At 69.6% G+C, this 24621-nt stretch carries 24 protein-coding genes; 13 read left to right on the forward strand and 11 right to left on the reverse strand.

Annotation, left to right across the window (positions count from 1 at the left end):
• Positions 1-20 precede the first annotated feature (20 nt).
• The gene (locus tag CMO28_RS09400) at positions 21-725 is read left to right on the forward strand and encodes an alpha/beta hydrolase (protein ID WP_296712874.1); all 705 of its coding nucleotides are present in this window, start codon (positions 21-23) and stop codon (positions 723-725) included.
• A 6-nt stretch (positions 726-731) separates the two neighbouring features.
• On the opposite strand, the gene CMO28_RS09405 is transcribed toward CMO28_RS09400, so the two are convergent.
• Positions 732-1589: a LysR family transcriptional regulator gene (locus tag CMO28_RS09405; RefSeq protein WP_296712876.1), complete on the reverse strand. Its 858-nt coding sequence runs from the start codon at positions 1587-1589 to the stop codon at positions 732-734.
• Positions 1590-1710: 121 nt separating this feature from the next.
• Here CMO28_RS09405 and CMO28_RS09410 point away from each other — a divergent pair, with 121 nt between their 5' ends.
• The 3 genes from CMO28_RS09410 to CMO28_RS09420 all read left to right on the forward strand — a co-directional run bounded on the left by CMO28_RS09410 (position 1711) and on the right by CMO28_RS09420 (position 4259).
• Positions 1711-2835 carry a nitronate monooxygenase gene (locus CMO28_RS09410; RefSeq protein ID WP_296712877.1) on the forward strand — a complete coding sequence of 375 codons (1125 nt, stop codon included), beginning with the start codon at positions 1711-1713 and terminating at the stop codon, positions 2833-2835.
• A gap of 107 nt (positions 2836-2942) precedes the next feature.
• The gene (locus CMO28_RS09415) at positions 2943-3287 is read left to right on the forward strand and encodes a TM2 domain-containing protein (protein WP_296712879.1); all 345 of its coding nucleotides are present in this window, start codon (positions 2943-2945) and stop codon (positions 3285-3287) included.
• Positions 3288-3356: 69 nt separating this feature from the next.
• A complete protein-coding gene (locus tag CMO28_RS09420; protein WP_296712880.1) occupies positions 3357-4259 on the forward strand; it encodes a mechanosensitive ion channel family protein in 903 nt (300 codons plus the stop codon).
• Between the two features lie 17 nt (positions 4260-4276).
• On the opposite strand, the gene ugpC is transcribed toward CMO28_RS09420, so the two are convergent.
• The 5 genes from ugpC to CMO28_RS09445 all read right to left on the reverse strand — a co-directional run bounded on the left by ugpC (position 4277) and on the right by CMO28_RS09445 (position 9820).
• The gene (ugpC, locus tag CMO28_RS09425; protein WP_296712882.1) at positions 4277-5434 is read right to left on the reverse strand and encodes a sn-glycerol-3-phosphate ABC transporter ATP-binding protein UgpC; all 1158 of its coding nucleotides are present in this window, start codon (positions 5432-5434) and stop codon (positions 4277-4279) included.
• 324 nt (positions 5435-5758) lie between these two features.
• The gene (gene ugpE / locus CMO28_RS09430; RefSeq protein WP_416370965.1) at positions 5759-6607 is read right to left on the reverse strand and encodes a sn-glycerol-3-phosphate ABC transporter permease UgpE; all 849 of its coding nucleotides are present in this window, start codon (positions 6605-6607) and stop codon (positions 5759-5761) included.
• A 21-nt stretch (positions 6608-6628) separates the two neighbouring features.
• Positions 6629-7516 (reverse strand): sn-glycerol-3-phosphate ABC transporter permease UgpA, encoded by an 888-nt coding sequence (gene ugpA, locus CMO28_RS09435; RefSeq protein WP_296712884.1) that lies wholly within the window; start codon positions 7514-7516, stop codon positions 6629-6631.
• A 96-nt stretch (positions 7517-7612) separates the two neighbouring features.
• Positions 7613-8941: a sn-glycerol-3-phosphate ABC transporter substrate-binding protein UgpB gene (ugpB, locus tag CMO28_RS09440; RefSeq protein ID WP_296712886.1), complete on the reverse strand. Its 1329-nt coding sequence runs from the start codon at positions 8939-8941 to the stop codon at positions 7613-7615.
• 96 nt (positions 8942-9037) lie between these two features.
• A complete protein-coding gene (locus tag CMO28_RS09445) occupies positions 9038-9820 on the reverse strand; it encodes a glycerophosphodiester phosphodiesterase family protein (protein ID WP_296712888.1) in 783 nt (260 codons plus the stop codon).
• Between the two features lie 255 nt (positions 9821-10075).
• Between CMO28_RS09445 and CMO28_RS09450 the strand changes: the two genes are divergently transcribed.
• Positions 10076-10705, forward strand: coding sequence for a carbonic anhydrase (locus CMO28_RS09450; RefSeq protein WP_062770414.1), 630 nt, complete (start codon positions 10076-10078; stop codon positions 10703-10705).
• A gap of 24 nt (positions 10706-10729) precedes the next feature.
• Here the strand turns inward: CMO28_RS09450 and CMO28_RS09455 are convergent, their stop codons facing one another.
• A complete protein-coding gene (locus tag CMO28_RS09455) occupies positions 10730-12457 on the reverse strand; it encodes a monovalent cation:proton antiporter-2 (CPA2) family protein (protein ID WP_062770417.1) in 1728 nt (575 codons plus the stop codon).
• 170 nt (positions 12458-12627) lie between these two features.
• On the opposite strand from CMO28_RS09455, the gene CMO28_RS09460 reads away from it, so the two are divergent.
• Complete coding sequence (locus CMO28_RS09460; RefSeq protein WP_296712890.1) at positions 12628-13746, forward strand: alkaline phosphatase D family protein; 1119 nt, start codon at positions 12628-12630, stop codon at positions 13744-13746.
• A 69-nt stretch (positions 13747-13815) separates the two neighbouring features.
• On the opposite strand, the gene CMO28_RS09465 is transcribed toward CMO28_RS09460, so the two are convergent.
• Positions 13816-14772 (reverse strand): LysR substrate-binding domain-containing protein, encoded by a 957-nt coding sequence (locus tag CMO28_RS09465; protein WP_296712892.1) that lies wholly within the window; start codon positions 14770-14772, stop codon positions 13816-13818.
• 491 nt (positions 14773-15263) lie between these two features.
• Here CMO28_RS09465 and CMO28_RS09470 point away from each other — a divergent pair, with 491 nt between their 5' ends.
• From CMO28_RS09470 to CMO28_RS09480, 3 genes are all read left to right on the forward strand, one after another.
• Positions 15264-15980 carry a DMT family transporter gene (locus tag CMO28_RS09470; protein WP_296712894.1) on the forward strand — a complete coding sequence of 239 codons (717 nt, stop codon included), beginning with the start codon at positions 15264-15266 and terminating at the stop codon, positions 15978-15980.
• Between the two features lie 66 nt (positions 15981-16046).
• On the forward strand, positions 16047-16856 hold the full coding sequence (locus CMO28_RS09475) for an SDR family NAD(P)-dependent oxidoreductase (RefSeq protein WP_296712895.1): 810 nt from the start codon (positions 16047-16049) through the stop codon (positions 16854-16856).
• A 16-nt stretch (positions 16857-16872) separates the two neighbouring features.
• Positions 16873-17703, forward strand: a complete 831-nt coding sequence (locus CMO28_RS09480; RefSeq protein WP_296712897.1) for a PhzF family phenazine biosynthesis protein — start codon at positions 16873-16875, stop codon at positions 17701-17703.
• Here the strand turns inward: CMO28_RS09480 and CMO28_RS09485 are convergent.
• The gene (locus tag CMO28_RS09485; RefSeq protein WP_296712898.1) at positions 17678-18634 is read right to left on the reverse strand and encodes a LysR family transcriptional regulator; all 957 of its coding nucleotides are present in this window, start codon (positions 18632-18634) and stop codon (positions 17678-17680) included. The two genes, CMO28_RS09480 and CMO28_RS09485, sit on opposite strands and share 26 nt — an antisense overlap.
• A gap of 188 nt (positions 18635-18822) precedes the next feature.
• On the opposite strand from CMO28_RS09485, the gene CMO28_RS09490 reads away from it, so the two are divergent.
• Together CMO28_RS09490 and CMO28_RS09495 are read left to right on the forward strand one after the other, a co-directional pair.
• Positions 18823-19266 carry a DoxX family protein gene (locus tag CMO28_RS09490; protein WP_296712900.1) on the forward strand — a complete coding sequence of 148 codons (444 nt, stop codon included), beginning with the start codon at positions 18823-18825 and terminating at the stop codon, positions 19264-19266.
• A 49-nt stretch (positions 19267-19315) separates the two neighbouring features.
• Positions 19316-20113 (forward strand): DODA-type extradiol aromatic ring-opening family dioxygenase, encoded by a 798-nt coding sequence (locus CMO28_RS09495; protein ID WP_296712902.1) that lies wholly within the window; start codon positions 19316-19318, stop codon positions 20111-20113.
• Between the two features lie 7 nt (positions 20114-20120).
• Here the strand turns inward: CMO28_RS09495 and CMO28_RS09500 are convergent, their stop codons facing one another.
• On the reverse strand, positions 20121-20999 hold the full coding sequence (locus tag CMO28_RS09500; RefSeq protein WP_296712904.1) for a hypothetical protein: 879 nt from the start codon (positions 20997-20999) through the stop codon (positions 20121-20123).
• Between the two features lie 142 nt (positions 21000-21141).
• Between CMO28_RS09500 and CMO28_RS09505 the strand changes: the two genes are divergently transcribed.
• Positions 21142-22110, forward strand: coding sequence for a hypothetical protein (locus CMO28_RS09505; protein WP_296712906.1), 969 nt, complete (start codon positions 21142-21144; stop codon positions 22108-22110).
• A gap of 121 nt (positions 22111-22231) precedes the next feature.
• Positions 22232-23035 carry a YggS family pyridoxal phosphate-dependent enzyme gene (locus CMO28_RS09510; protein WP_296712908.1) on the forward strand — a complete coding sequence of 268 codons (804 nt, stop codon included), beginning with the start codon at positions 22232-22234 and terminating at the stop codon, positions 23033-23035.
• 11 nt (positions 23036-23046) lie between these two features.
• Here the strand turns inward: CMO28_RS09510 and CMO28_RS09515 are convergent, their stop codons facing one another.
• Positions 23047-24345 carry an Hsp70 family protein gene (locus CMO28_RS09515; RefSeq protein ID WP_296712910.1) on the reverse strand — a complete coding sequence of 433 codons (1299 nt, stop codon included), beginning with the start codon at positions 24343-24345 and terminating at the stop codon, positions 23047-23049.
• Between the last annotated feature and the right edge of the window lie 276 nt (positions 24346-24621).

The following is a 24621-nucleotide window of genomic DNA, read 5'->3' on the forward strand; positions in this document are numbered from 1 at the left end:
CCTTTCGGGAGACCAGACCCATGACCGCGCCCGCCACCCTGACCGGCCCCGATCTTCTGCCCAAGGACGGCATCGTCCGACGGATCGTGGTCTTCCTGCATGGCTATGGCGCCGACGGCCAGGACCTGATCGGGCTGGCGCCGTTCTTTGCCCAGGCGCTGCCGCACACCGCCTTCTATGCGCCGGATGCGCCGTATCCGTGCGAGATGTCGCCCTTCGGCCGGCAGTGGTTCGGCCTGGACGATTACGACCCCGACATGCTGCGCCGCGACCCGGCCAACATGGCGGCGGCCCATGCAAGGATGGCGGCGGGGGTTGCCCGCGCCGCGGCGCCGCTCAGGGCGTTTCTGGCCGAGAAGCTGAAGATCCACGGGCTGGGCACCGACCGGCTGGCCCTGATCGGCTTTTCGCAGGGCACGATGATGTCGCTGGGGGTGGGGCTGGCGCTCGACCAGCCGCCGGCGGCGATCGTGGGCTTTTCGGGGGCCATGCTGGGCCAGGTGCCGCCGATGGCCGAGGGCGCGCGCCGGCCCGACGTGCTGCTGATCCACGGCACCAACGACCCGGTCGTGCCGGTCGAGGCCTCGGGCCATGCGCTTGCCAAGCTGGAGGCGGCCGGCATCCAGGCGGCGCTGATCCGCCGGCCCGGCCTTGCCCATGGCATCGACCAGCAGGGCGCCGAGGCGGCGGCCCGCTTCCTGATGGAGCGGCTGCCGCAGGATTGAGCGCGCCTAGGCCGCCTCTGCCGCGGCGGCGAAGGCTTCGGCCAGACCGTCGCCGCGCCCGCGCGGCCAGGCCGCCAGCACCTCGACCTCTGCGGCGGCGGCGGGCAGGGGGGTGAGGGCGATGCCGGGGCCGGTATGACCCTGGAAGACCCGTTCCGGCAGGATGGTGAAGCCGAGCCCCGCCGCCACGCAGCCGATCACGCCGTCGAGCGTCCCCAGCTCCAGCACCCGGACCGGCAGGCGGCCCGCCTCTCGCAGCAGTTTCTCGGCCCGCGCCCGATAGGCGCAGCCCGACCGGAAACCGATCAGCGGCAGGGGCAGCCCGTCGCTGCCGGTCTCTGCCCCGGCGACAGGGGCCGCCTGGACCAGGCGTTCGGTCCAGACGCGGCGGCTGGCGAGGGCGGGGTGGTCGAGGGGGCCCGCGATCAGCGCCACATCCAGGCGATGGCGCAGAAGATCCGCGACCAGTTCGTCGGTGGTGCCGGTGGCAAGGCCGATCGGCCGGGCATTGCCGCCGGCCTGGCGACGGAAGTGGCCCAGAATGCCGGGCAGGCGGGTGGCGGCGATGGTTTCCATCGCACCGATCCGGACCGGCAGACCGGCCATACCGCCACCGGCCACCGCGTGGCGGGCCTCTTCGGCCAGCATCAGCAGCCGGTCGGCATAGTCTTTCAGCCGCTGCCCGGCCTCGGTGAGATCCAGCCCGCGGGAGCGGCGGCGGAACAGGGCGACATCGAGTTCGGCTTCAAGCCGCTTCAGGCGGGCGGTGACGGCCGAGGGCACGCAGTTCAGCCGCTCGGCCGCCGGGGTGGCGCCCCCCAGTTCCGCCACCGCCTTCACTGCCGCCAGATCCGCGAGGTCCATGACGGGTGCTCCTGATTGCACGAAATCTGCAAACAGGATCCATCGATCGTCGCTGGTGTGCAAGCAGCAAGGGGGGGTAGGCTGAAGACGGTCCAGAAGCCCCTGCCGGAGGTCGCCCGCCATGCCCGCCCGCGCCATGCCTACCCATCCCGTCGTCACCACCGATCTGACCCGTCGCTTCGGTCTTGCCCTGCCGGTGATCCAGGCCCCCATGGCCGGGGGGCCGACCACGGCCGCGCTGGTGGCCGGGGCCAGCGAGGCCGGGGTGCTGGGATCGCTTGGCGCCGCCTATACCCGTGCCCAGGACATACCGGCCGAGATCCGGGCCATCCGCGCGCAGACCGACCTACCGTTCGCGGTCAACCTGTTCTTCCATCAGGGACGGATCGCCGGGGCAGACGAGATCGCGGCCGCACGCCGGGCGCTGGAACCGCTGGCGGCGCGGGTGGGGGCGGAGCTGCCCGCGGATGTCTCGGATGCCGCGCCGCCGCTCGATGCCCAGATCCGTGCCGTGCTCGACGAGGCGCCGGCGGCGTTGAGCTTCACCATGGGCCTGCCCCCGGCGGGGCTGGTCGAGGCGGCGCGGGCGCGCGGTATCGCGCTGATCGGCACCGCGACCACGCCGCTGGAAGGCCGGGCCCTGATCGCGGCGGGGGGGGAGATGATCGTGCTGCAGGGCGCCGATGCCGGCGGGCATAGCGGCATGTTCGATGCGGACGGGCCGCCCCCGGCCTTCGGCTGGCCGGCCCTGCTGGAAGCGCTGGCCGCAGAGGCGGCAGCTGCCGGGGTGATGCTGATCGCGGCCGGGGGCATCATGACCGGGCGCGGCGTTGCCGGCGCGCTCGCCATGGGGGCCGCCGGCGCCCAGCTGGGCACGGCCTTTCTGTCGACCGCAGAGGCCGGCACGAAGCCCGGCCATCGCCGGCTTCTGGCCGAGGCGGCGGCGGCCGGCGAGGGGCGGACGGTGCTCACCCGCGCCTTCACCGCGCGTCAGGCCCGCAAGCTGCTGGCGGCCGTAGAGGCGATGCCGGTGGAACCGGCAGAGCTGGCGGCGTTTCCGGCCCAGCACGGGCTGACCAAACCGATCCGCGCCCGTGCCGACGCGGCGGGTGTGCCCGAGGCACAGGCCTGGTGGGCGGGGGCTGGGGCTGGGCTTTCCCGGTCGCTGCCGGTGGCCGGGCTCGTCGAGCGGCTGGGGCAGGAACTGGCCACAGCACTCGAGGGTCTGGCACGGTCCGACCGGTAGGGCCGGGCCCTTGTGTCCGGGGCCGAGGTTGCGGTGCGCAAGGGGGCATGGTTCCATGTGAAACCCCCCGGCCGCATCCCGCAGCCGCGTTCAGGACGGACCATCCCATGAGCAGAGACGAAGATTTTCTCCGGCCGGAAGAGCGCCGCACCGGCGGAACCGACCAGACCGTCATGATGATGCGCTATGACAATGAGAAGAAGAGTGCGCTGCTCGCCTATCTCCTCTGGTTCTTCCTGGGATGGTTCGGTGTGCACCGGATGTATCTGGGATCCTGGGTCTCGGGGTTGATCATGCTTGCATTGAGCGGCATATCTACGGCGCTGGTGTTCCTCCTGGTCGGATATCTCGGCTATGCGCTGCTTGCTCTCTGGCTGTTGCTGGACCTGTTCCTGATACCGGGCATGGTCCGTCGTCGCAACGAGGAGCTGATCGGCCGCCTGACCCGTTGATCCGCCCCGAGGGATCTCTGACCGGATCGGGCACCAGCCTGGATCGACCGAAAAGGAGACCTCGTCCGCATGGATCAGGTGACGACCGAAATCGATGCCGTGGTCGCGGCACTCAGCACGCTGGCGGTGACCTATGGCATGGCCGTCCTCGGCGCCATCGCCATTCTGATCGGCGGCTGGCTGATTGCGGGCTGGCTGGAGAAGGGGGTGGACCGCTCCCTCGGCCGCGTCAGCCACATGGACCCGACGCTCCGGCCGTTCATCGCCAGCCTGGTGCGCTATGGCATTCTGATTCTGACGGTGATCATCGTCCTCGGCCAGTTCGGGGTACAGACCGCCAGCATCATCGCCATTCTCGGCGCCGCCGGCCTCGCCATCGGCCTGGCGCTGCAGGGCACGCTGTCGAATGTGGCGGCGGGCATCATGCTGCTTTTCCTCAGGCCGTTCCGGATCGGCGATTTCATCGATGCCGGCGGCCGCGCCGGTTCGGTGATCAACGTCAACCTGTTCACCACCGAGCTGAAGATGGCGGACGGGGTGTTCATGAGCCTGCCCAACAGCCAGGTCTGGGGGCAGCCGATCACCAACTACGCCCGCAACCCGATCCGGCGCATGGATATCGTGGTTGGCATCGCCTATGACGACGACATCGACACGGCGATCGAGGCGCTGTCGGCGGTTCTGGCGGCAGATGAACGGGTGCTGAAGGATCCCGCACCGCAGGTGATGGTGACCAATCTGGGCGAAAGCTCGGTCGACATCACCATGCGCTTCAATGCGGCGATCGGCGACTACTGGAACCTGCGCTGGGACATGATGAAGCGCGCCAAGCTGGCGGTCGAAGCCGCCGGCTGCAGCATCCCCTTCCCGCAGCGCGACCTGCATCTGATCGCGCCCAAGGGCGTCACCGTGGGGCTTGCCCCGGATGGCGCGCCCGAGACTGCGCGTACGGCCCCGCCGCAGGTCGGCTGATCATCTCAGACGGGCGGTCAGGCGCCGAGGCGCCGGCCGTCCCCGCCGAAGACATGCAGCCGGTCGAGCCGTGCCTGGAGGGCCATATGGGCGCCCGGTGCGGCGTCGACTGCACCGGCGAGACGGGCAGTGACCAGGCCGCGGGCCTCGCCCGCCGCATCGGCGAGCGCCGTGCCGCAGGGCGCGGTCGGCCGGCCGTGGATCAGGGTATCGGCCCCCAGCGGCTCTACCGCCATCACCTCCAGCCCCAGCTCCATGACCGGCGCGCCGGCAAGCGCGCTGGCGCCCGGGCGGTGCAGGTCTTCGGGCCTGAGCCCCAGCACCGCGCCATCCCCGGCTGCGCCATTCCCGGCCGTACCGGTCAGACCCTGAAGGCCCATGGCCGCCGGATCGACCCGGATCGGCCGGTCGCCCTGAACCAGAACCGCATCGGACGACAGGGCTGCGGGCATGAAGTTCATGGCCGGCGAGCCGATGAAGCCGGCGACGAAGCGGGTGGCGGGCCGGAGATAGAGATCGAGTGGCCGGCCGATCTGTTCGGCCCGCCCGCCGTTCATCACCACCAGCCGGTCGGCGAGGGTCATCGCCTCGACCTGATCATGGGTCACATAGAGGCTGGTGACGCCCAGGCGCTGATGCAGGCGCTTGATCTCCAGCCGCATCTGAACCCGAAGCTTGGCATCCAGATTGGACAGCGGCTCGTCGAACAGGAAGAGCTTCGGCTCGCGCACGATGGCGCGGCCCATGGCGACGCGCTGGCGCTGGCCGCCCGACAGGGCCGCCGGCCGGCGGTCGAGCAGGGCCCCCAGGCCCAGCATGGCGGCGGCCTCGTCCACCCGCCGGCGGATCTCGGCCTTGGTCATGCCGCGGATCTTGAGCCCGTAGGCCATGTTCTGAAACACGGTCATATGCGGGTAGAGCGCGTAGTTCTGGAACACCATCGCGATGTCGCGATCCCGGGGTTCCAGCTCGTTCACCACCCGGCCGTCGATCAGGATCCGGCCGGCGCTGACCGTCTCCAGCCCCGCCACCATGCGCAGCAAAGTGGACTTGCCGCAGCCGGACGGCCCGACCAGCACCACGAACTCGCCATCGGCGACATCGAGATCGACACCATGGATGACCGGGGTGTCGGCATAGGATTTGCGCAGATCGGCCAGGGTCAGCGTGCTCATGGGACAGCTCTGCCTTCGGATTAAGACGGGATTCCGCATACGGACGATGGTGGTCAACAGGCCGCCATTGAGGCGGCGGCCAAGGGTGCGGCAGCACCCGCCCGGCGAGGGGCTAAAAGACTCCCGCCATTGAGGCGGCGGCCAAGAGTGCGGCAGCACCCGCTTGGGCCGAGGGTCGTCAAACAGCCGCCATTGAGGCGGCGGCCAAGGGTGCGGCAGCACCCGCCCGGCGAGGGGCTAAAAGACTCCCGCCATTGAGGCGGCGGCCAAGGGTGCGGCAGCACCCGCTTGGGCCGAGGGGCTAAAAGACTCCCCCGCCAGCAATTACTTCTCTGCGTCGACCAGGCCCTTGACGAACCAGCGCTGCATGCCGAGCACGACCGCGAGCGGCGGCAGCAGGGCGAGCAGGCTCATCGCCATCACCAGGTTCCAGGGGGTCAGCTCGTCGCTGCCGGACAGGGCGCGCTGGATGCCGATCAGCATTGTGGTCATCTGCGGATCGGTGGTCACGATCAGCGGCCAGAGATACTGGTTCCAGCCATAGGCGAACATGATCACGAACAGCGCTGCGATGTTGGTGCGCGACAAGGGCAGGATCACGTCGACCAGAAAGCGGATCGGCCCGGCCCCGTCGACGCGCGCGGCTTCGATCAGCTCGTCCGGGATGGTCAGGAAGAACTGCCGGAACAGGAAGGTTGCGGTGGCGGAGGCGAGCAGCGGCACGATCAGCCCGCCGAAACTGTTCAGCAGCCCCAGATCCGATACCACCTGGAAGGTCGGCACGATCCTGACCTCCACCGGCAGCATCAGGGTTGCGAAGATCATCCAGAACCACAGCATCCTGAGCGGGAAGCGGAAGAAGACGATCGCATAGGCCGAGAGCAGCGAGATCACGATCTTGCCGATGGCGATGCCGAGCGCCATGACCAGCGAGTTCAGCATCATGGTCGCCACCGGCAGGTCGCCGAAGGTCGGGATGCCGGTGGCGAGCACGCGGGCATAGGTCGGGATCAGATCGGGGCCGGGCAGGAGCGGGATCACGCCCTGCAGCATGGTCGAGGCCTCGTGGGTCGAGGTCACGAAGGCGATGTAGACCGGAAAGACGATCGCGGCGAGCAGGCCGCAGATCAGGGCATGACGGACGAGACGCGAGCGGGTGCCGCCTTCGACCATGGCCATGGGAGGACTCCTCGCTCAGTAGTGGACCTTGCGCTCGACCCAGCGGAACTGGACCACGGTCATGGCGGCGACCACCACCATCAGGATCACCGACTGTGCCGCCGACCGGCCGAGATCGAGGCCGATGAAGCCGTCGCGAAACACCTTGTAGACCAGGGTTTCGGTGGCATTGCCGGGGCCGCCCTGGGTGACCGCGTGGATCACCGGGAAGGTGTCGAAAAAGGCATAGGTCAGGTTCACCACCATCAGGAAGAAGGCGGTGGGCGAAAGCAGGGGCAGCACGATGCTGACGAAACGCCGCCCGGGCCCGGCCCCGTCGATCGCCGCCGCTTCGATCAGCGAGCGGGGGATGGATTGCAGTCCGGCCAGGAAGAACACGAAATTATAGGCGATCTGCTTCCAGGCGGCGGCGAGGACCACCAGCAGCAGGGCCTGATCGCCGTTGCGGACATGGTTCCAGTCGATGCCGACCAGGCCGAGCCAATGGGTGACGATGCCGACCGTGGGATTGAAGATGAAGAACCAGAGCGCGCCGGCTACCGCCGGGGCAATGGCGTAGGGCGCGACCGAAATCGCCCGGTAGATGGCGCCGACCCGCCGTGAGGTGACCCCGTCGACCAGGGCCGCCAGCAGCAGCCCCAGGCTCAGCGAGACCAGCATCACGCCGATGCTGAACAGCGCCGTGACCGCGATCGCGTTGTGATAGCCGGGATCGGTCAGCACGCTTTCGAAATTCTCGAACCAGACGAATTCCGAGCCGAAGCCGAAGGCGTCCTCGATCAGCATCGACTGTTTCAGCGCCTGGGCCGCAGGCCAGACGAAGAAGACCAGGGTGATGGCGATCTGGGGCGCGACCAGGGCAAGCGGCAGGGCTCTGCCGCGAAAGAGCGAGCGTGTGGCCATGGGGCGGACGGGTTCCGGGCGGATGGGAGGCGAAGCGATGCGGCCCGTGCGGGGGACATGCCCCCGCACGGGCCGGCAGCACGGATCTTCGGGCGATCAGTTGCCGGCGGTGCGCTCGAACCGGCGCAGCAGCTCGTCGCCGCGCGTCTTGGCATCGTCGAGTGCCGCCTTCGCGGTCTTCTTGCCGGCGAAGACCTGCTCCATCTCTTCCTCGATCACGTCGCGGATCTGGACGAAGTTGCCGAGGCGCAGGCCCTTGGAGTTGGCGGTGGGCGGGTTCAGGTTGATCTGATGGATCGCGACCTCGGCCTCAGGGGTCTTGTCGTAGGCACCCTGCTTCTTGGCGTAGTCATAGGCGGCCGTGGTGATCGGCAGATAGCCGGTGAACAGGTGCCAGTCGGCCTGGACCTCAGCCGAGGACAGGTAGCTGAAGAACTTCGCGACACCCTTGTACTCTTCGGCCGACTTGCCGTTCAGCACCCAGAGGCTGGCACCGCCGATGATCGAGTTCTGGGGCTTTTCGACCGCGCTCTTCCAGTAGGGCAGCATGGTCACGCCGAAGGTGAAGTCCTTCACGCCGTTGCGGATGCCGGCGAGCGAGGCGGAGCTGTCGATATAGAGCACGCATTCGCCCGAGATGAACTTCGGGCGGGCATCGCTGCGGCGTCCGCCGTAGTCGAAGGCCTTGGTCTTCTGCCATTCGCCCAGCGTCTCCAGGTGCTTCACCTGCACCGGGCCGTTGAAGGTCAGTTCGGCGTCGAAACCGCCGAAGCCGTTTTCCTTGCTGGCGAAGGGCTGGTTGTGCCAGGCCGAGACGTTTTCGAGCTGGGTCCAGGACGGCCAGCCGGTGGTCAGACCGCAGGTATAGCCGGCGGCCTGCGCCTTCTTGATATAGTCGCCGACCTGTTCCCAGGTCGCGAGATCGGTCTTGTAGTCGATGCCGACCTTCTTCGCCGCCTCGAGGTTCACATACATGACCGGGGTCGAGCTGTTGAACGGCATCGACAGCATGCGGCCGTCGGTGGTGCTGTAATAGCCGGTCACCGCCTGGAGATAGGCCTTGGGATCGAAGGGCTCACCCGCCTCTTCCATCACCTGATAGACCGGCTTCACGGCGCCCTTGGCCGCCATCATGGTGGCGGTGCCGACCTCGAACACCTGCACGATCGCGGGCTGCTGGCCGGCGCGGAAGGCGGCGATCGCACCGGTCATGGTCTCGGCGTAATTGCCCTTGTAGACCGGGACGATTTCGTAGTCGGACTGGCCGGCGTTGAAGTCCTTGGCGATCTGCTCGACCTTCTGGCCAAGCTCGCCGCCCATGGCATGCCACCATTCCACCTTGGTGGCGGCATCGGCGGCACCGGCGAAACCGCCGACGGTAAAGCCGGCGGCCACGGCCGCGGCGACGATCCAGGTCTTGTTCATGACGACGCTCCCTGAGGGTCCGGAGGTGCTGTCTTCCGGTGTCGGTCTTGGGGACAGGTGCGGGTCGACCGGATCGTCTGCGGCAGCGGGCGGGGGTCAGCCTGCCCCGGACAGCATCCGGTCGGGGAAATCGGTGAACACGGCGGTCACGCCAAGGGCGTGCAGACATGCGGCACGGGCGGGGTCGTTGACCGTCCAGGCCCTGACATCCAGGCCGCGCAGGCGCGCCCAGGCGACCAGGTCTTCGTCGATCACCCGTTCCCACAGATGCAGGGCGACGGGGCGCAGCTCGCCGATCAGCGCATCCAGGGTATGGGGGGCGGGCAGGCCTTCGAACAGCAGGGCCCGCGGCAGGTCGGGGGCGACGCTCAGCGCGGTGCGGAGCGAGCCCATCTCGAAGGAGGACAGCAGCGGCGGCCGCTTGCCTGCCGGCCAGAGACGGTGCAGCTCTTCCGCCACGACCGCCGCGGTTTCGGCCTCGCGATGGGGGCAGGGCTTGATCTCGACATTGGCATCGAGACCGGTTTCAGAGAGCAGCGCCACGGTCTCGGCCAGGGTGGGGATGCGGGTCCGGGCGAAAGCGGGGGCGAACCAGGCGCCGGCATCCAGCGCCTTCAGCGCCGCCAGTTCGAAGCCCGCCGCCGGGCCGCGGCCGTCGGTGGTGCGGTCGACCCGGTCGTCATGCAGCAGCACCGGCACGCCGGAGCGGGTGAGCTTCACGTCGAACTCCACCATCGGCGCACCCAGCTCCGCCGCGCGGCGGATCGCCGGCAGCGTGTTCTCGGGCGCATGACCGCTGGCACCGCGATGGCCGATGACGAAGCCGGCGGGCAGGCTGGCGCGTGAAGCAGGACGGGACACGGCGTCGGATGTGCTCATGATGGATCACCGGATCGACGGTTGAGACGAAGGTGCAGAACCGTCGGCTGGTCGCGGTTCTACCGTGGCCTTTTGACGGTTTCGTGGCGGCGATGTTACCGCAGCGTGATATCGCCCGCCGATGGCGTTGCACCACTGCGCAAGGCGGGGACTTTCGCCGCCTGGGGGGCGATGCTATCTAGAAGGCTGGAGAGATGGGGGAAGTCCAGAGCCAGACCGCGCCTTCGGGCGTCGTGGGTGCCCGAGGAGACGACAGTGAACGCGCTCGAAAAGGTGATCGACGGCTTTCGCCGCTTTCGTGACGATGCCCTTCAGACCCGGCCGGAATTCTTTGAAAAACTGGCCCGTCAGCAGACGCCCAAGGTGATGGTGATCGGCTGCTGCGACAGCCGCGTCGATCCGGCGATCATCACCTCCGCCGACCCGGGCGATCTGTTCATCCTGCGCAATGTGGCCAATCTGGTCCCGCCTTTCGAGCCCGACGGCGCCCGCCACGGCACCTCGGCGGCGCTGGAATTCGCGGTCGACGGGCTGAAGGTCGAACATATCGTGGTGATGGGCCATGCCGGCTGCGGCGGCATCCGGGCCCTGCTGCAGCGCGATCCGACCCAGCCCAGCACCGATTTCATCGATGTCTGGATGTCGCAGATCGACGGCGTGCGCGAGCAGGTGCTGCATGATCACGCCCATGTCGATGCCCACGAGCACCAGCATCTCTGCGAACTGGAATCGATCAAGGTGTCGCTGAAGAATCTGGCGACCTTCCCCTGGATCGCCGAGCGGCTGGAGCAGGGAACGCTGCAGCTCCATGGCTGGTACTACGATATCGGCCGCGCCCAGCTGATGGCCTATGACGCTGCGAGCGACGACTTCAAGCCGATGTAAGCCTGTGCCCCGCGGGGCGGCGGATCAGTGGTCGGCGCCGTCATCCTGATGGCGGCCGACCACCAGCGGCAGCAGCTGGGCGTAGCCGTCGGCCCTGAGCTGGCCCAGGCAGGCTTCGGTCTCTTCGGCCGACTGGCCGACGGCGTCGAGGGTTGCGGCGGCGAGCATCAGGCTCGCCTCGATGGTCTCGGGCAGCACGCGATCGGCGCCGGCGACCCGCAGCCGGTCGGCATGGCGGGTATCATGGGCGCGGGCGATGATCTGCACCCCCGGTGCGGCATGGCGGATGGTCCTGACCGCACGCTCGGCCGCACCGGCATTGTCGATGGTCACCACGACCGCCGTGGCGCGTTCGATGCCGGCCGCGCGCAGCACGTCGCGGCGGGCGCCGTTGCCGAAGAAGACGTTGTGGCCCTGGGTGCGGCCCTGGGTCACCCGCTCGCTGTCCAGATCGAGTGCCAGATAGGGGCGGCGGCTGTTTTCCAGCACATGGGCCAAGGTCCGGCCGACCCGGCCGAAGCCCAGCACCAGCACATGTTCTTCAAGATCGGCCGCCTCGTCGCCCAGCGCCGTCTGGGGCGTGGCGACCGGCGGGGTGAGCCGCTGTTCCAGCCGCCGGCCGGCGGCATCCAGAAGCGGCGTCAGCGCCATCGAGAAGGCGACGGCCGCCACGATCGGCGCCGCCTCGGCCGGGGCGATCAGGCCGAAGCTGCCGGCGGTCGCCATCACCACGAAGGCGAACTCGCCGCCCTGGGCGAGCAGCAGGCCCGATCGCACCGACAGAGAGACCGGCAGGGCGAAGCCGCGGGCAAGGCCGCCCAGCACCACCGCCTTGACCAGGATCAGCCCGGCGGTCAGCCCCAGCACCAGCGGCAGTTCGCGCAGGACCAGCGCCAGATCGATGCCCATGCCCACCGACAGGAAGAACACGCCCAGGAACAGGCCGCGCACCGGCTCGATATCGCCTTCGATCTGATGGCGGAAGGCGGTACCGGCCAGCAGGGCGCCGGCCAGGAAGGCCCCCAGCGCCAGCGACATGCCGGCAAGCGCGGTCAGCAGGGCGGTGCCCAGCACCACCAGCAGGGTGGCCCCCATGAAGACATCCGGGTTGCGCAGCGCCGCGATCCGCCGGAAGGCCGGCTGCGACAGATAGCGGCCGGCGAGAGAGATGCCCACCAGCGCCACCGCCGCCTTGGCCACCGCCAGTCCCAGCGCCACCAGCGCATCCTCTCCGGGGGTGCCGAGCAGGGGCAGGGCGGCCAGCATCGGCACCACCGCCAGATCCTGGAACAGCAGCACGGCGATGGCGACCCGGCCGATGCGGGTGACCTGTTCGCCGCGTTCCACCATCAATTGCAGCACCACGGCGGTGGACGAGAGCGCAAGGGCGCAGCCCAGAATGCCCGCGGTCATCGGTGCGAGACCCAGCGCCGTGCCGATCGCCGCAATGACGGCCGCGGTCACCACCACCTGCGCGGCCCCCAGCCCCAGCGCCAGGCGCCGCATGGTCCGGATGCGTTCGAAAGAAAGTTCGAGGCCGATCGAGAACAGCAGGAAGACCACGCCGAATTCGGCAAAGAGATGCAGTGCCGGGCCCTCTTCGACCAGGCCGAAGCCATGGGGGCCGACCGCAAGCCCCGTGGCCAGATAGCCCAGCACCGGAGAGGCGCCGATGCGGATCGACACCGGCACGATGACCACGGCGGCGGCAAGTGCCGTGACGATGTCGACGAGCGGGCCGAGCTGGCTCATGGGCAGGGGCTTCCGGTGGCGGTGGGGTCTTCTGTTCCAGAACAGCAGCCCCGGGTCGACGTCAACCGCAAAATGACGGGGCGGGGCTCTTGTCATGCATCTGACGCCGGCATCGCCTAGACTCGTCCTGTCCGGGCCGATCTCTCCCGGCGGTCGAGGAGCCGGTGCCCTTGTCGATACCCCCTTTCCGTCATGACGCCGCGATCGTCTCGGCCCGGATCGGCCGTCGCGGCCTGATCAGGGCCGGTGCCGCCGGGCTGGTACTGGCCGGCCTGCCGGCGATAGGGCTGCCGGCGGCGCCCGATCCCACGGCGGTGCCGGTCTCACGCGTGGCGCTGATGTCCTGCATCCATCAGGCCCGGCCGGCACCGGCGCTCGACCATGTTCTGGCCTATGACCCCCAGGTCGCGATCTTCGCCGGCGACAATGTCTATGGCGATGTCAGCGGACCCGCGATGTCGGAACTCGCGGCTGCCTATGACCTTGCCGCCGGCCGGCCGGCGCTTGCCGCCCTGCGCCGCAACCGGGCGGTGATGCCGATCTGGGACGATCACGACTACGGCCTGAACGATGGCGGCGCAGATTTTCCGCACAAGGCGGCGGCGAAGGCCCTGTTCCTGAAGTTCTGGGAGGTCGAGGCCGGAGATCCGCGGTCGGCGCGGCCGGGACTCCATCATGCCATGGTCTTTGGCCCGGAGGGTCGCCGGCTGCAGGTGATCCTGATGGATCTGCGCAGTTTCCGCACCGCCCTGCGCCCCGCGCCGCAGGGCACCACCATCCCCGGCGGCGGCCGCTATCTGCCCGCCGGACCCGGCGCCCGGATGCTGGGCGAGGATCAATGGGCCTGGCTGGCCGGATGTCTCCGCCAGCCGGCGGATCTGAGGCTGGTGGTCAGTTCGGTGCAGCTGGTGGCCGACGGCCATGGCTGGGAAGGCTGGTCCCGCATGCCGGACGAGCGGGCCCGGTTCTGGCGCCTGATGCGCGATACCGGTGCCCGCGGCGTGGTGCTGCTGTCGGGCGACCGGCATCTGGGGGCGATCTATCGCCGCGCGGCCGGGCCGGACGGGCCGCCCTATCCGGTGACGGAACTGACGTCGAGCAGCGTCAACCTGCCCAATCTCGCGATCGTCGACGAACCGGGGCCGAACCGGCTGACGCCGATCTGGCCGCTGGAGAACTGGGGCCGGATCGACATCGACTGGTGGGCGGGGCGTGTCGATCTGGCCGTGGTCGATGCCGGCGGCATCCCGCGGCGGCGGGTGAGTGTGGCCATGGGGGACATCGCCTGACCGATCTTTCCGCCCCGCCGGCCCCAGCCCCGCCGGTCTCAACCCCGCCGGGTCTCAGCCCTGCCGGTCTCAACCCAGGGCGATCGGCGGCGCGATGGGCACCGGCGGCACGATGGTCGGCGCGCCCAGCGCGTCCAGCAGGTGGCGGACCATCAGCCGCACCGGCTCTGACGGACGCTCGGCGGTCTTGAGGGCGATATCCACCGTGGGCAAGGCGGGGAAGCCGTCCTGGGGCCCCAGAATCCGCCAGTCCGGCGGCACCGTGCTGCGGGCGAGGGCGGTGAGGGCAAGGCCGCTCGCCACCGCGGACTGGATGCCCGACAGGCTGCCGCTGGTCAGCGCCACCCGCCAGGGCTTCTGCGCCCGGTCGAGCGCCGAGAGCGCATGGGGCCGGAAGGCACAGCCCTCGGGGAAGAGGGCAAGCGGCACGGTTTCTGCCGTCTCGGGCCGGTGATCGGCGGCGGCCGCCCAGACCAGCGGCTCGCGCCGGACCAGGGATCCGCCGCCATGGCCGTCGCGGCGGGTGACCAGGATCAGGTCGTGGCCGCCCTGGGCAAGCTCGGCTTCCAACTCGCGGGAGAGGGCGCAGCGCACCTCGATCTCGACCCTGGGATTGGCGGCCGCGAACCGGGCGATGATCGGCGGCAGAAAGACGCTGGCATAGTCGTCGGGCGCACCGATCCGCACCCGGCCGCGGGCACCGGCATCCAGCAGGCGCAGCACCGCCTCGTCGTTCAGTGCCAGCATGCGCCGGGCATAGCCGATCAGCACCTCGCCATCGGCCGTGGGGCGCACACCCCGCCGGTCGCGCTCCACAAGCCGGCGATCCAACCGGTCTTCCAGCCGCTTCAGCTGCATCGACACGGCAGACTGGGTCAGGTTCAGCCGCTCGGCCGCGGCGGTGAAGCCGCCCTGGTCGATCACCGCCACCAGGGCGCGCAGCAGATCGATATCCAGCGCCGGCAGCACGGGGTCCGGACGGCCGGGCAGGCCGGCACGGGCAAGGGCGAGTTCGGCGGTGCCCATCGGCGTCATCTCCGTTTCAGCATCACGATCCGTGATGCTGTCATCAGAAACATTCACTTTCATCATAGCGGAAGCGACGGCAGAGTGGCCACTGCCGGATTGCGCCGCCCTCCCCCCTCTCCCCCGCAGATCCGCATCCGCCGCCCCGCCCCCGTTCCGGTGGCGGATGCCGGCGCGATCCGGCGCTTCGCACTCCCCCCGCTCCCCCGCACGCGAAGTTCCCCCGCCGATGATCTCCTCCTCCCCCGCCGTTCCCGGCGGCGGGCGCCTTGTCGTCGCCACGGCTGCCGGTACCGGCATGGCCTGGCTGATGATGATCGCGGCCGTCGTCTGCCTCGCCTTCGTTCCCTTCCTGGTCCGCGCTGCCGATGTCGGGCCCGGTGCCGCCGGTTTCTGGCGCATGGTCCTGGCCCTGCCGCTGCTGGCCACCTGGTCGGCCACGATCGATCGGCGGCAGCCGGTTGCGACACCGGCATCCGGCGCCCGCCGGCGTGGTTTTCTTGCCGCGATCGCGGCCGGGCTCGCCTTCACCGGCCGACCTGTTCTTCTTCCATCGCGCCATCGGGACCACCACCGTCGCCAATGCGGCCCTGCTCTGCCAGCTGGCGCCGGTGATGGTGGTGGCAGCCCTGTGGATCTTCGGCGGCGAGCGCCCGGGCCGCGGGCTGATCGCCGGCCTGGGGCTGGCCCTTGCCGGCGCCTGGCTGCTGGTTCGCGACACCGGCGACCGTGCCGGCGCCGACATCATGGGCGACCTGTCGGCCGTGGCGGCTGCGGCCTGCTATGCCGCATATCTGATCGCGATCAAGGCGGCCCGGCGCAGCATCGCCACAGGAACCACCATGCTGGTCACCACGGCGGTCTCGGCGCTGGGGTTGGGCCTGCTGGCGGTGGCATCGGGCGAGGTTCTGATGCCCTCCAGCCTTGCCGGCTGGGCCGCCGTCGCGGCACTGGGCATCCTGGCCCATGCCGGGGGCCAAGGCCTGGCCACAGCGGCACTCGGCCGCCTGCCGGTCGGGGCAGCCTCGCTGCTGCTGCTGATTCAGCCGGTGATCACCGCGGCATTCGGCTGGCCGATCGAAGGCGAGATGCCGAGCCTGGTGCAGGTCGCAGGCGCCATGCTGCTGCTGGAGGCCCTGGCGACGGCAAATCCCGCAGTGCGGCCGGCATGGCGTCGCACTGGACCCGCCCCCCTGGCCGCGCGATAACCGGAAGGTGCAGATAAAGCGCAGGCGGCGACCAGACCGCGCGCCGTACCGGAGGAGACGCACCCCATGACCACACTTGCCGAGACCAGCAACCAGGGCGCGCCTGCCGAGGTCGCCGTCGTGACCGGATCGGGCAGCGGGGTGGGCCGCGCAGTGGCGCTGGCTTTCGCCGCCCGCGGTGCGGCGGTGGTGGTGAATGCCGCGCGCAGCCGCGATGCGGCGGAAGAGACGGCCGGGATGGTGCGGGCCGCCGGCGGCCGGGCGGTGGTGGTGATGGGCGATATCGCCTCCGACGAGGACTGCCGGCGGATCGCCGCCGGAGCCGAAGAGGCCTTCGGACGAATCGACCGGCTGATCAACAATGCCGGCACCACCCGCTTCTGCGACCATGCCGATCTGGACGGGCTCGAGGCGCAGGATTTCCTGGATCTCTATGCCGTCAACGTGGTCGGCGCCTTCCAGATGACCCGGGCCTGTGCGCCGGCGCTGAAGCAGTCGGGCAGCGGCGCCGTGGTCAATGTCTCGTCGATCGCGGGCATTGCGGGTGTCGGCTCGTCGGTCGCCTATGCGGCATCGAAGGGCGCGCTCAACACCATGACCCTGTCGCTGGCCCGGGTGCTGGGCCCCGAGATCCGGGTGAATGCGGTCTGCCCCGGATTCATCGAGGGCCGGTGGCTGCGCGAGGGCATGGGAGCCGACCGCTACGACGCCCAGAAGGCGAAGCTTGAGAAGACCACGCCGCTGCGCCGGGTGGCAGCGCCCGAAGACGTCGCCCGCGCGATCCTGGCGCTGGTCGACACGCCCCATGTCACCGGCGAGACGCTGATGGTCGATGGCGGGGCACATCTGTTCTTCACGCCGCTGGTCGCACGCTGACGTAAGGGGGCCGCGGATGCGGATGTTCCAGGTCGACGCCTTCACCGACCGGCCCTTTGCCGGCAACCCGGCCGCGGTGCTGGTGCTGGACGGGCCGGCGCCGGTTGCGGCGATGCAGGCGCTGGCGGCCGAGAACAACCTGGCCGAGACCGCCTTCACCTGGCCCGAACCGGGCCGGCCGGGGGGGCGGCGGCTGCGCTGGTTCACCCCCGTCGACGAGGCCCCCTTCTGCGGCCATGCCACCCTGGCCACCGCCCATGTCCTGATCGCGGAACTGGGCGAAGCGGGGCCGCTCGCCTTCGAGACCGCGGTCGGGCCGATCCGGGTGGCGGCGACCCCGGCCGGCTATGAACTCGATCTGCCGCGCTTCGACATGACGGCGGCGGCCCTGCCCGAGGCGCTGGCCGGCATCTTCCCCGAGCCGCCGGTCTTCGTGGGTCGCAATTTCGAAAACCTGTTCGTGGTATTGGCCGAGGCCGGCCTGGTGCGGGATTTCGTGCCCGACCAGACGGTGATCGGCCGCATCCATCCCGAGGGGCTGGTGATCACCGCGCCGGCGGAGCCGGGCAGCGGCATCGATTTCGTCTCGCGCTTCTTCTGCCCCGGCTGGGGGATCCCTGAGGATCCGGTGACCGGATCGATCCATGCGACGCTGGCCCCCTGGTGGGCGGAACGTCTGGGCCTGACGGTGCTGCAGGCCGTTCAGGCTTCGCCGCGCGGCGGCCGGCTGGCCTGCACCGTCGCGCCCATGCGGGTGCGGGTGGCGGGCCCGGCGGTCACTGTCTTCGATGCCAGGCTTCACGCCGGGATCGCCGCCCGCTTCAGATCGTCCGCGCCAGCCGGGTGATTTCTGTCCGCAGCCAGCGATGGGCGGGCAGCCCCTCGTCGCGGCGATGGAACATCAGCGCCAGCCGTGCCGGCTGCGGGTTCAGCTCGGCCGGGGGGCGCATGACGGTGAAGCCGCCGCGGCGTGCGATGGTGAAGGCGGTGGGGCCGACCGCGGTCAGCAGGGCCTTTGCGCAGGCCGCGATCTCGGCAGCACCCGGCAGGGTGGAGGCCACGGCGAGCAGCCGGCGTTCCCGCCCCAGATCGGCCAGTGCCCGGTCCATCACCCCCTGCGCGCTGCCGGTGGCGGAAACCAGGACATGCGGGGCTTCGGCGAAGGCGTCGAGGGTGATGAGTGGCAGCACCTCCGGCCCGTCTTCGGGTCCGGTCGGCACGGTGTCGATGTCGAGCCCGTCGGGCACCAGGGTCAGCAGCGGGTCTCGGCGCAGGAAGATCCGGGTGATGCGCGGCGGCGGGTCGGGCAGCATGCCCAGCGCCAGCCAGATCTCGCCGTCATCCAGCGCCCGGGCGGCATCGCGGCGATCGATGTGGTGGAAGCGGGGCGCAAGCCCCGGCGCCTCTGCCTGAAGATGGCGGACGATCGCCGGCCCCATCACCAGTTCCGCAATCTCGGTGACGCCGATGCCGACCTCGCCGGTCACCGTGCAGGGGTCGAAAGGAGTGGCCGGGGTCAGGGCGGCGCGCATCTGGCCGAGGGCGGCGGAAATGCCCGGCCAGATCTCGGCAGCGCGGGTGGTGGGCTCCACCCCCCGGGGCGTGCGCAGGAACAGCTCGTCATCGAAGATCCGCCTCAGCCGACGCAACGCATTCGAGGCCCCGGCCTGGGTCATGCCCAGCCGTTGTGCCGCCCGGCCGACATTGCGTTCGGTCATCACCGCCGCGAAGACCTTGAGCAGGTTGAGATCGATGCGATCCGGATCACGCGCATCCAAGGGCTTGTCTCCCCATCCGTGGGCTTCACCACGATATTCCCATCAGCAATATCGAACCTTCAAGCAGGTGATTTGAGTTATGAGGCGCCCGATGGCAGCTTCATGTCACACCCGGGGCGACGGGAAGACGGAAGCCTGAAGCCATCGTCTCCGCCGCCGCTCGTCTCATGCGTCCTGGAGGTTTCGCCATGTCCCTGCTCAGCGGTTCCAACCCGTCCCAGGCAGCCCTGCTGCTGCGCCTTACCCTCGGCATCGCCGCCATTGCTCACGGCCTGATGAAGGTCTTTATCTTCACCGTGCCGGGTACCGTCGCCTTCTTCGGTTCTTTGGGCTATCCGCCGATCGTCGCCTATCTCACCATGGCGGCTGAAATCGGTGGCGGCCTGCTGCTGATCCTGGGCATCGCGACCCGGCTGGTGGCACTTGGCCAGATCCCGGTTCTGATCGGTGCGGCCCTGGTCCATGCCGGCAATGGCTGGGTGTTCTCGGCGCCCAATGGCGGCTGGGAGTTCCCGGTGTTCTGGATCGCCGCCCTGGGCGTGCAGGTCCTGCTGGGCGACGGCGCCGCGGCGCTGGGCCCGAAGCTCTATGGTCGCGCGACCGGCGGCAGCCGCAGCCCCGTCCGGGCCTGATCACAGCGTCTCTGACCATCCCCTCTCGTCCGTCCGGAGCGCCCCGCCCATGACCGATCGTCGTGCCCCCCGTCAGCGGGTTCTGTTCGTGTCGCATGGTGCTCCGGACATGGTGCTGGGCCGCAGCCCGACCCGGGCCTTCCTCACGGGTCTCGGCGGGCTGCTGCCGGCGGTCCCCCGGGCCATTCTGGTGGTCTCGGCCCATTGGCGGGCCGGGGTGCCGACGGTCGGGACCGCGGCAAGACCCGCGACCATCCACGACTTCTACGGCTTCCCCGAGCCGCTTTACCGCCTGCGCTATCCGGCGCAGGGCGATGCCGCTCTGGCGGCGCGGGTCCGCGACCTTCTGCTGGCCGCGGGCCTGCCCGTCGCCGAAGACGCAGAGCGGGGGCTGGACCACGGGGCCTGGACGCCGCTGATGCTGGCCTGGCCCGCAGCCGATGTGCCGGTGGTCGGCCTGTCGCTGGCCGAGACCGACGCCGCCGGCCATCTTGCGATCGGTGAGGCATTGGCGCCGCTTGCCGACGAGAATGTGCTGGTGCTGGCAAGCGGCAGCCTGACCCACGATCTCCGCGGCTTCTTCCGCAACCGCGCGGCCGGCGGCGGCGAGGCGGATTATGCCGCCGCCTTCGCGGACTGGGTGGCGGAGGTGGTGACGACCGGCGACCTCGACGCCCTCGCAGACTGGCGGCAGCGCGCCCCTCACGGCTCCGACAACCACCCGACCGACGAGCATCTGATGCCGCTGATGGTGGCCGCCGGCGCCGGCGCCGGCCGAAGCCCCCGCCTGCTTCACCGGGCGGTGGAGGGCCGGGTGCTGCGTCTGGACGCCTGGGGCTGGGCGTGAGGCCGGCTCAGTTTCCGATCGTGGCGCGGTAGTCGAAGATTGAGAGATCGCGTCCGTCCAGGCGCCGGATCTGGGTGGGGGCGGCCGGTAGGTCATAGCGGGCGCGGAGCGCGAGGTCGCGGCCGGTGAAGGTGAGCCGGCCGGTGGCGGCGATCCGGCGCTTGCGGTCGCCGAAGGTGGAGCTGCCGATCACGACATCGTCCGTCCCGATCGACAGGCCGCGGGTGAGCAGATTGTCGATCTGGACGATGATGCCCTGGCGGTCGATCAGAAAACCGCCCATCGAGCCGTTGGCGATCAGCCGCCCGTCTTCCAGCACCACCAGATCGTGGCACATCAGCCCCGGGAGCGTGAAGCGCTCCACCTGATTGAACTGCGCATCGAGCCGAAGGACTTCGGATGGCCGCGCCGGCTGAACGCCGGCATGGCTGAGCATGACATAGAGTTCACGGCCGTCGCCGCCGATCCCGTTCATATGGACATAGCCGGTATCGCCCGTGTCGGCATCGGCCTGGCCCGCGGGATAGTGGACGGTGCAGGTCGAGAAATCCTCGCTGAAGACCAACAGTTTCTGGCGGTAGGTATCGACCACCACCAGCTGGCCGCGGACGAAATCGATCTGATGGCAGCCATTGTCGAGCCCGTCGGCGACCACCTCGGCCGGGCCGAAGCCGGCGGTGGCCGGGTCGATTGGCAGGCGCAGGATGCGGCCCCGGCTGGTACGGGCATGGAGATCAGCGTCCAGCGATTCGAACACCCAGGCCGCGCCGTCGCGGATGGTGGCGCCGAAATAGAGCCCGTCCCGGCGGCGCTCGCAGCCGGCGATCCCTGCGACATAGAGCCCCTCGCGAGAGGCGACGAGATGGGTGAAGGCAGCTTCGGGCATGGCATCTCCTCTCTGCGGGGATTGCCGATAGTCTAGCACGCCCGGCGCGCACATCGTGACACGCCATCGGCGCCGCCGCGTCGACAGCGGCCCCTCTTGCGTGTTAAGCCTCTGTCCGGACAAGAACCACGAGCGGGATCCGATGTACCGGTATCGTCACGGCGCCTTCGGGCTGGTCTCGGATCTGGCCCTGCCGGATCTGGTGAGCGATGCCGTCACCCCTGCCGATCCCGCCGGTTTCGACGCGACCGCCGTGAGACTGCGGCTGGAAGCGGTGCCCGAGGCTCTGCCCGACCCCCACAACACCGGCCTGTTGTGGCAGGCATCCGGCGACGAGGTGCTGTTTTCCCTGGGGGAGGCGGGCCGCTATCTGGTCCGCGGCGGGCGGTCGATCGGGGTGGCGCCGGGGCCCGACCACGACAGCCACCCGGATCGACTGCTTAACTGGCTTTACGGCAGCGTCTTCGCCGCCGTCCTGCTGCAGCGCGGGCTGATGCCGCTGCATGTGGCGAGCCTGCGCACGACCTCGGGCCTGCTGGCGATCACCGGTCCGTCGGGGGCCGGCAAGTCGACCATGGCCGGGGCGCTGCTCGCGCGTGGCCACGCCCTGCTCGCCGACGATCTGCTGCAGATCGACGATGTGGCCGGGCTGATACGGACGGGGCCTGCGACCACCGTCGCCGGCTGGCCGGGGGTGCCACGGCTCCGGCTGTCGGACGAGGCGATCGCGGCTTTCGGTCTTGGGCATGGCGACTGGGTGCCGGTGGAAGGACGGAGCAAGAGCGGCGCCCTGCTGCCGCTGGGCGGCAGGGGCAGGCCCGACCGTGCGCCCGGGCCGCTGACTGCGCTGGTGGAGCTGGCTGCGGCCCCCGGTCCCGAGATGCCGGCGCGTCTGGATCGGCTGACCGGGCTGGATGCGATCCGCGCCATCCATGGCGCGCTTTACCGTCCGGGCCTGTCCCAGGCGCTGCTGGGGGTGACGGGGCTCAGGGCCTTCAGCTTCAATCTGGCGGCCCGGCTGCCGGTCTGGCGGCTGACCCGCCCGCTCGGCTTCGACCGGATCGATGCCGGGATCGCGGCCCTGGCGCCACTGCTCGGGCGACAGGCCTGAATATTGGCCTAGGTCAATATTATATTTGGCATGAGGCGAATTCGGGTCGATGATGGCGGCCGGACATGTCCGGCATGTCCGGGCCGGCGCGCCGCTGCGCCGATCAGACGAGGCCTTAGCGATGACCGACACCTCCGTTCTCGACACAGAGACCCGCCACGATCTTCACGACCGCTGGCCGCGCGCTGAATCGGTCGAGGATTTCCGGGAGAATCTGGCGGCGGTGCATGCCCGCATCGCCGCTGCGGCGGCGCGGGTGGGGCGGGATCCGGCGACGGTGCGCCTGCTGCCGGTCAGCAAGACCATGGACGAGGCGCATATCCGTCTGGCCTATGCCGCCGGCTGCCGGCTGCTGGGCGAGAACAAGGTTCAGGAAGCCGCGCGCAAATGGGAGGCGATGGCGGATCTGGCCGATCTTCAATGGTCGGTGATCGGTCATCTGCAGACCAACAAGGCCAAGCTGGTGGCGCGCTTTGCCGCCGAATTCCAGGCGCTGGACAATCTGCGGGCAGCCGAGGCGCTGGATCGCCGCCTGCAGATCGAAGGCCGCAGTCTCGACGTCTTCGTTCAGGTGAACACCTCCGACGAGGTGAGCAAATACGGCCTGCCGCCGGAAGAGGTGGCGGGTTTCCTGAAGGAGCTGCCGGCTTTCAGCGCGCTCAAGGTGCGCGGGTTGATGACGCTCGCCCTGTTCTCGGCCGAGGCCGCCCGGGTGAGGCGCTGCTTCGTGCTGCTCCGCGATCTGCGCGACCGGCTGCGTCAGGACGCCCCGGCCGGGCTGTCCCTCGACGAGCTGTCGATGGGCATGTCGGGCGATTTCGAGATTGCGATCGAAGAGGGTGCGACCGTGGTGCGCGTCGGCCAGGCGATCTTCGGCGCCCGGAAGCTGCCCGACAGCCATTTCTGGCCGGGCTTGGAGGCGTAAAACCGGTCAGGTCAGACCGCCCACTCCGTCACGTCCTCTTCCTGGCCGATCAAGGCGAGGCCGTGGGCGATGGAGGTGAGCTCGTTGCCCGTGGCGATGCGGTCGCGGCCGAAGCGGTCTTCGAACAGCCGGCGGATGGCGGGGATCAGCGACGAGCCGCCGGTGAGAAACACCCGGTCGATGGCGGCGGCCTCCACCGCCGCCTTGGCGAGGGCGGTGTCGACGGTGGCGGCGATGCGGGCGACGTCTTCGGCGATCCAGTCCTCGAACTCGGCGCGGGTGACCCGGGCATTGATGTCGAGCCCGGGGGCGTTGAAGGCGAAATCGGCCTCGGTTTCGGTGGAGAGCGCCCGCTTCACACGGCCGACCGCATCATAGAGCGGGTACCCGAGTTCGTTTTCGATCACCGTGATCATCCGGCCGACCGCCTCGGGGTCCAGCGCCGCCCGGCGCAGGCGCTCCAGCGCATCCATGGTCTTCGGGTTGCGCATCAGGGCGAGCTTCGACCAGTCGCCGAAATCCGAGAAGAAGCTCAAGGGGATGTCGAGCACCTTGTCGAAGGAGCGGTAGCGGCCGCCCTTGCCGAGGAAGGGCAGCACCAGCCGATCGAGGATGCGATAGTCGAACCGGTCGCCGGCGATGCCGATACCGGCCGAGCCGAGCGGCAGGCAGCGCCGCGCGGCACCCGGTTCGGCCACCCGCACGACCGAGAAGTCGCTGGTGCCGCCACCGAAATCGGCCACCAGCAGCGTGGCGGCGTGGTCGAGACCCGCGGCATAGCTGAAGGCGGCGCCCAGCGGCTCGTAGACATAGTGGATGCGGGTGCCGAAGGTCTCGAACATGCGGTCGTACCGCTCGCGGGCGAGGGCGGGGTCGGCGCGGAAGCCGGCGAATTCCACCGGCACGCCGACCACGATCCGCTCCGGCCGCCGGTCGAGCCGGCCGCCGGCATGGGCCGTCAGGCGGCCCAGGAACATCCGGCCCAGCTCTTCGAAGCGGTAGCGCTTGTCGAAAATGGTGGCGTGTTCGAAGAGCGGGGTGGCGGCCACGCTCTTGAACGACTGGATGAAGCGGCTGTCCTGCGGAAAGGCCAGATACTCGGCGATGGCCCAGGGTCCGGCCTCGTGGGCAATGCCGCCCTTCCCCTCGTCGTCCTGCCAATAGCACAGCGCCGAACGAAACACGGCCCCGGTCGCCTTCGCCCCCTGAAACTCGACCAGCTCCGACACCCCGGGCGCGGTGGCCAGTGCCGCCACGCTGTTGGTGGTGCCGAAATCGAGGCCGAGCACCCCGTCCGTGATCTGCCGCATGGTCCTGTCTCCGAGGTCGAAGGGCCCGTTCCGGCATGTCGCCAGAGTGATTTCAGGGAAATCAATGGCTTATGCGGTTTTGGGGGAGGCAAGACTAGGCGCGGGCGGCGGATTGTGCAAGGTGGGAGTTGTTACGGGCGGTGGGGGATTGCCTCTCGTTTTCGCGCGCCGCAGAGACTCAAATCCGTTTGCCTCTCAGATACGAGACACAAACGAGTTTGCCTATCACGGTTGGGAAAATTCGATAGACAACACGTTTTGCTTCTCTCAGAGTCG

This window comes from Tistrella sp. (assembly GCF_002684955.1).
GTDB lineage: Bacteria > Pseudomonadota > Alphaproteobacteria > Tistrellales > Tistrellaceae > Tistrella > Tistrella mobilis.

Excerpts from the sequence above, each read along its gene's own strand:
- CMO28_RS09400 (WP_296712874.1), top strand. The coding sequence starts at position 21 with ATGACCGCGCCCGCCACCCTGACCGGCCCCGATCTTCTGCCCAAGGAC.
- CMO28_RS09405 (WP_296712876.1), bottom strand. The coding sequence starts at position 1,589 with ATGGACCTCGCGGATCTGGCGGCAGTGAAGGCGGTGGCGGAACTGGGG.
- CMO28_RS09410 (WP_296712877.1), top strand. The coding sequence starts at position 1,711 with ATGCCCGCCCGCGCCATGCCTACCCATCCCGTCGTCACCACCGATCTG.
- CMO28_RS09415 (WP_296712879.1), top strand. The coding sequence starts at position 2,943 with ATGAGCAGAGACGAAGATTTTCTCCGGCCGGAAGAGCGCCGCACCGGC.
- CMO28_RS09420 (WP_296712880.1), top strand. The coding sequence starts at position 3,357 with ATGGATCAGGTGACGACCGAAATCGATGCCGTGGTCGCGGCACTCAGC.
- ugpC (WP_296712882.1), bottom strand. The coding sequence starts at position 5,434 with ATGAGCACGCTGACCCTGGCCGATCTGCGCAAATCCTATGCCGACACC.
- ugpE (WP_416370965.1), bottom strand. The coding sequence starts at position 6,607 with ATGGTCGAAGGCGGCACCCGCTCGCGTCTCGTCCGTCATGCCCTGATC.
- ugpA (WP_296712884.1), bottom strand. The coding sequence starts at position 7,516 with ATGGCCACACGCTCGCTCTTTCGCGGCAGAGCCCTGCCGCTTGCCCTG.
- ugpB (WP_296712886.1), bottom strand. The coding sequence starts at position 8,941 with ATGAACAAGACCTGGATCGTCGCCGCGGCCGTGGCCGCCGGCTTTACC.
- CMO28_RS09445 (WP_296712888.1), bottom strand. The coding sequence starts at position 9,820 with ATGAGCACATCCGACGCCGTGTCCCGTCCTGCTTCACGCGCCAGCCTG.
- CMO28_RS09455 (WP_062770417.1), bottom strand. The coding sequence starts at position 12,457 with ATGAGCCAGCTCGGCCCGCTCGTCGACATCGTCACGGCACTTGCCGCC.
- CMO28_RS09465 (WP_296712892.1), bottom strand. The coding sequence starts at position 14,772 with ATGGGCACCGCCGAACTCGCCCTTGCCCGTGCCGGCCTGCCCGGCCGT.
- CMO28_RS09475 (WP_296712895.1), top strand. The coding sequence starts at position 16,047 with ATGACCACACTTGCCGAGACCAGCAACCAGGGCGCGCCTGCCGAGGTC.
- CMO28_RS09480 (WP_296712897.1), top strand. The coding sequence starts at position 16,873 with ATGCGGATGTTCCAGGTCGACGCCTTCACCGACCGGCCCTTTGCCGGC.
- CMO28_RS09490 (WP_296712900.1), top strand. The coding sequence starts at position 18,823 with ATGTCCCTGCTCAGCGGTTCCAACCCGTCCCAGGCAGCCCTGCTGCTG.
- CMO28_RS09495 (WP_296712902.1), top strand. The coding sequence starts at position 19,316 with ATGACCGATCGTCGTGCCCCCCGTCAGCGGGTTCTGTTCGTGTCGCAT.
- CMO28_RS09500 (WP_296712904.1), bottom strand. The coding sequence starts at position 20,999 with ATGCCCGAAGCTGCCTTCACCCATCTCGTCGCCTCTCGCGAGGGGCTC.
- CMO28_RS09505 (WP_296712906.1), top strand. The coding sequence starts at position 21,142 with ATGTACCGGTATCGTCACGGCGCCTTCGGGCTGGTCTCGGATCTGGCC.
- CMO28_RS09510 (WP_296712908.1), top strand. The coding sequence starts at position 22,232 with ATGACCGACACCTCCGTTCTCGACACAGAGACCCGCCACGATCTTCAC.
- CMO28_RS09515 (WP_296712910.1), bottom strand. The coding sequence starts at position 24,345 with ATGCGGCAGATCACGGACGGGGTGCTCGGCCTCGATTTCGGCACCACC.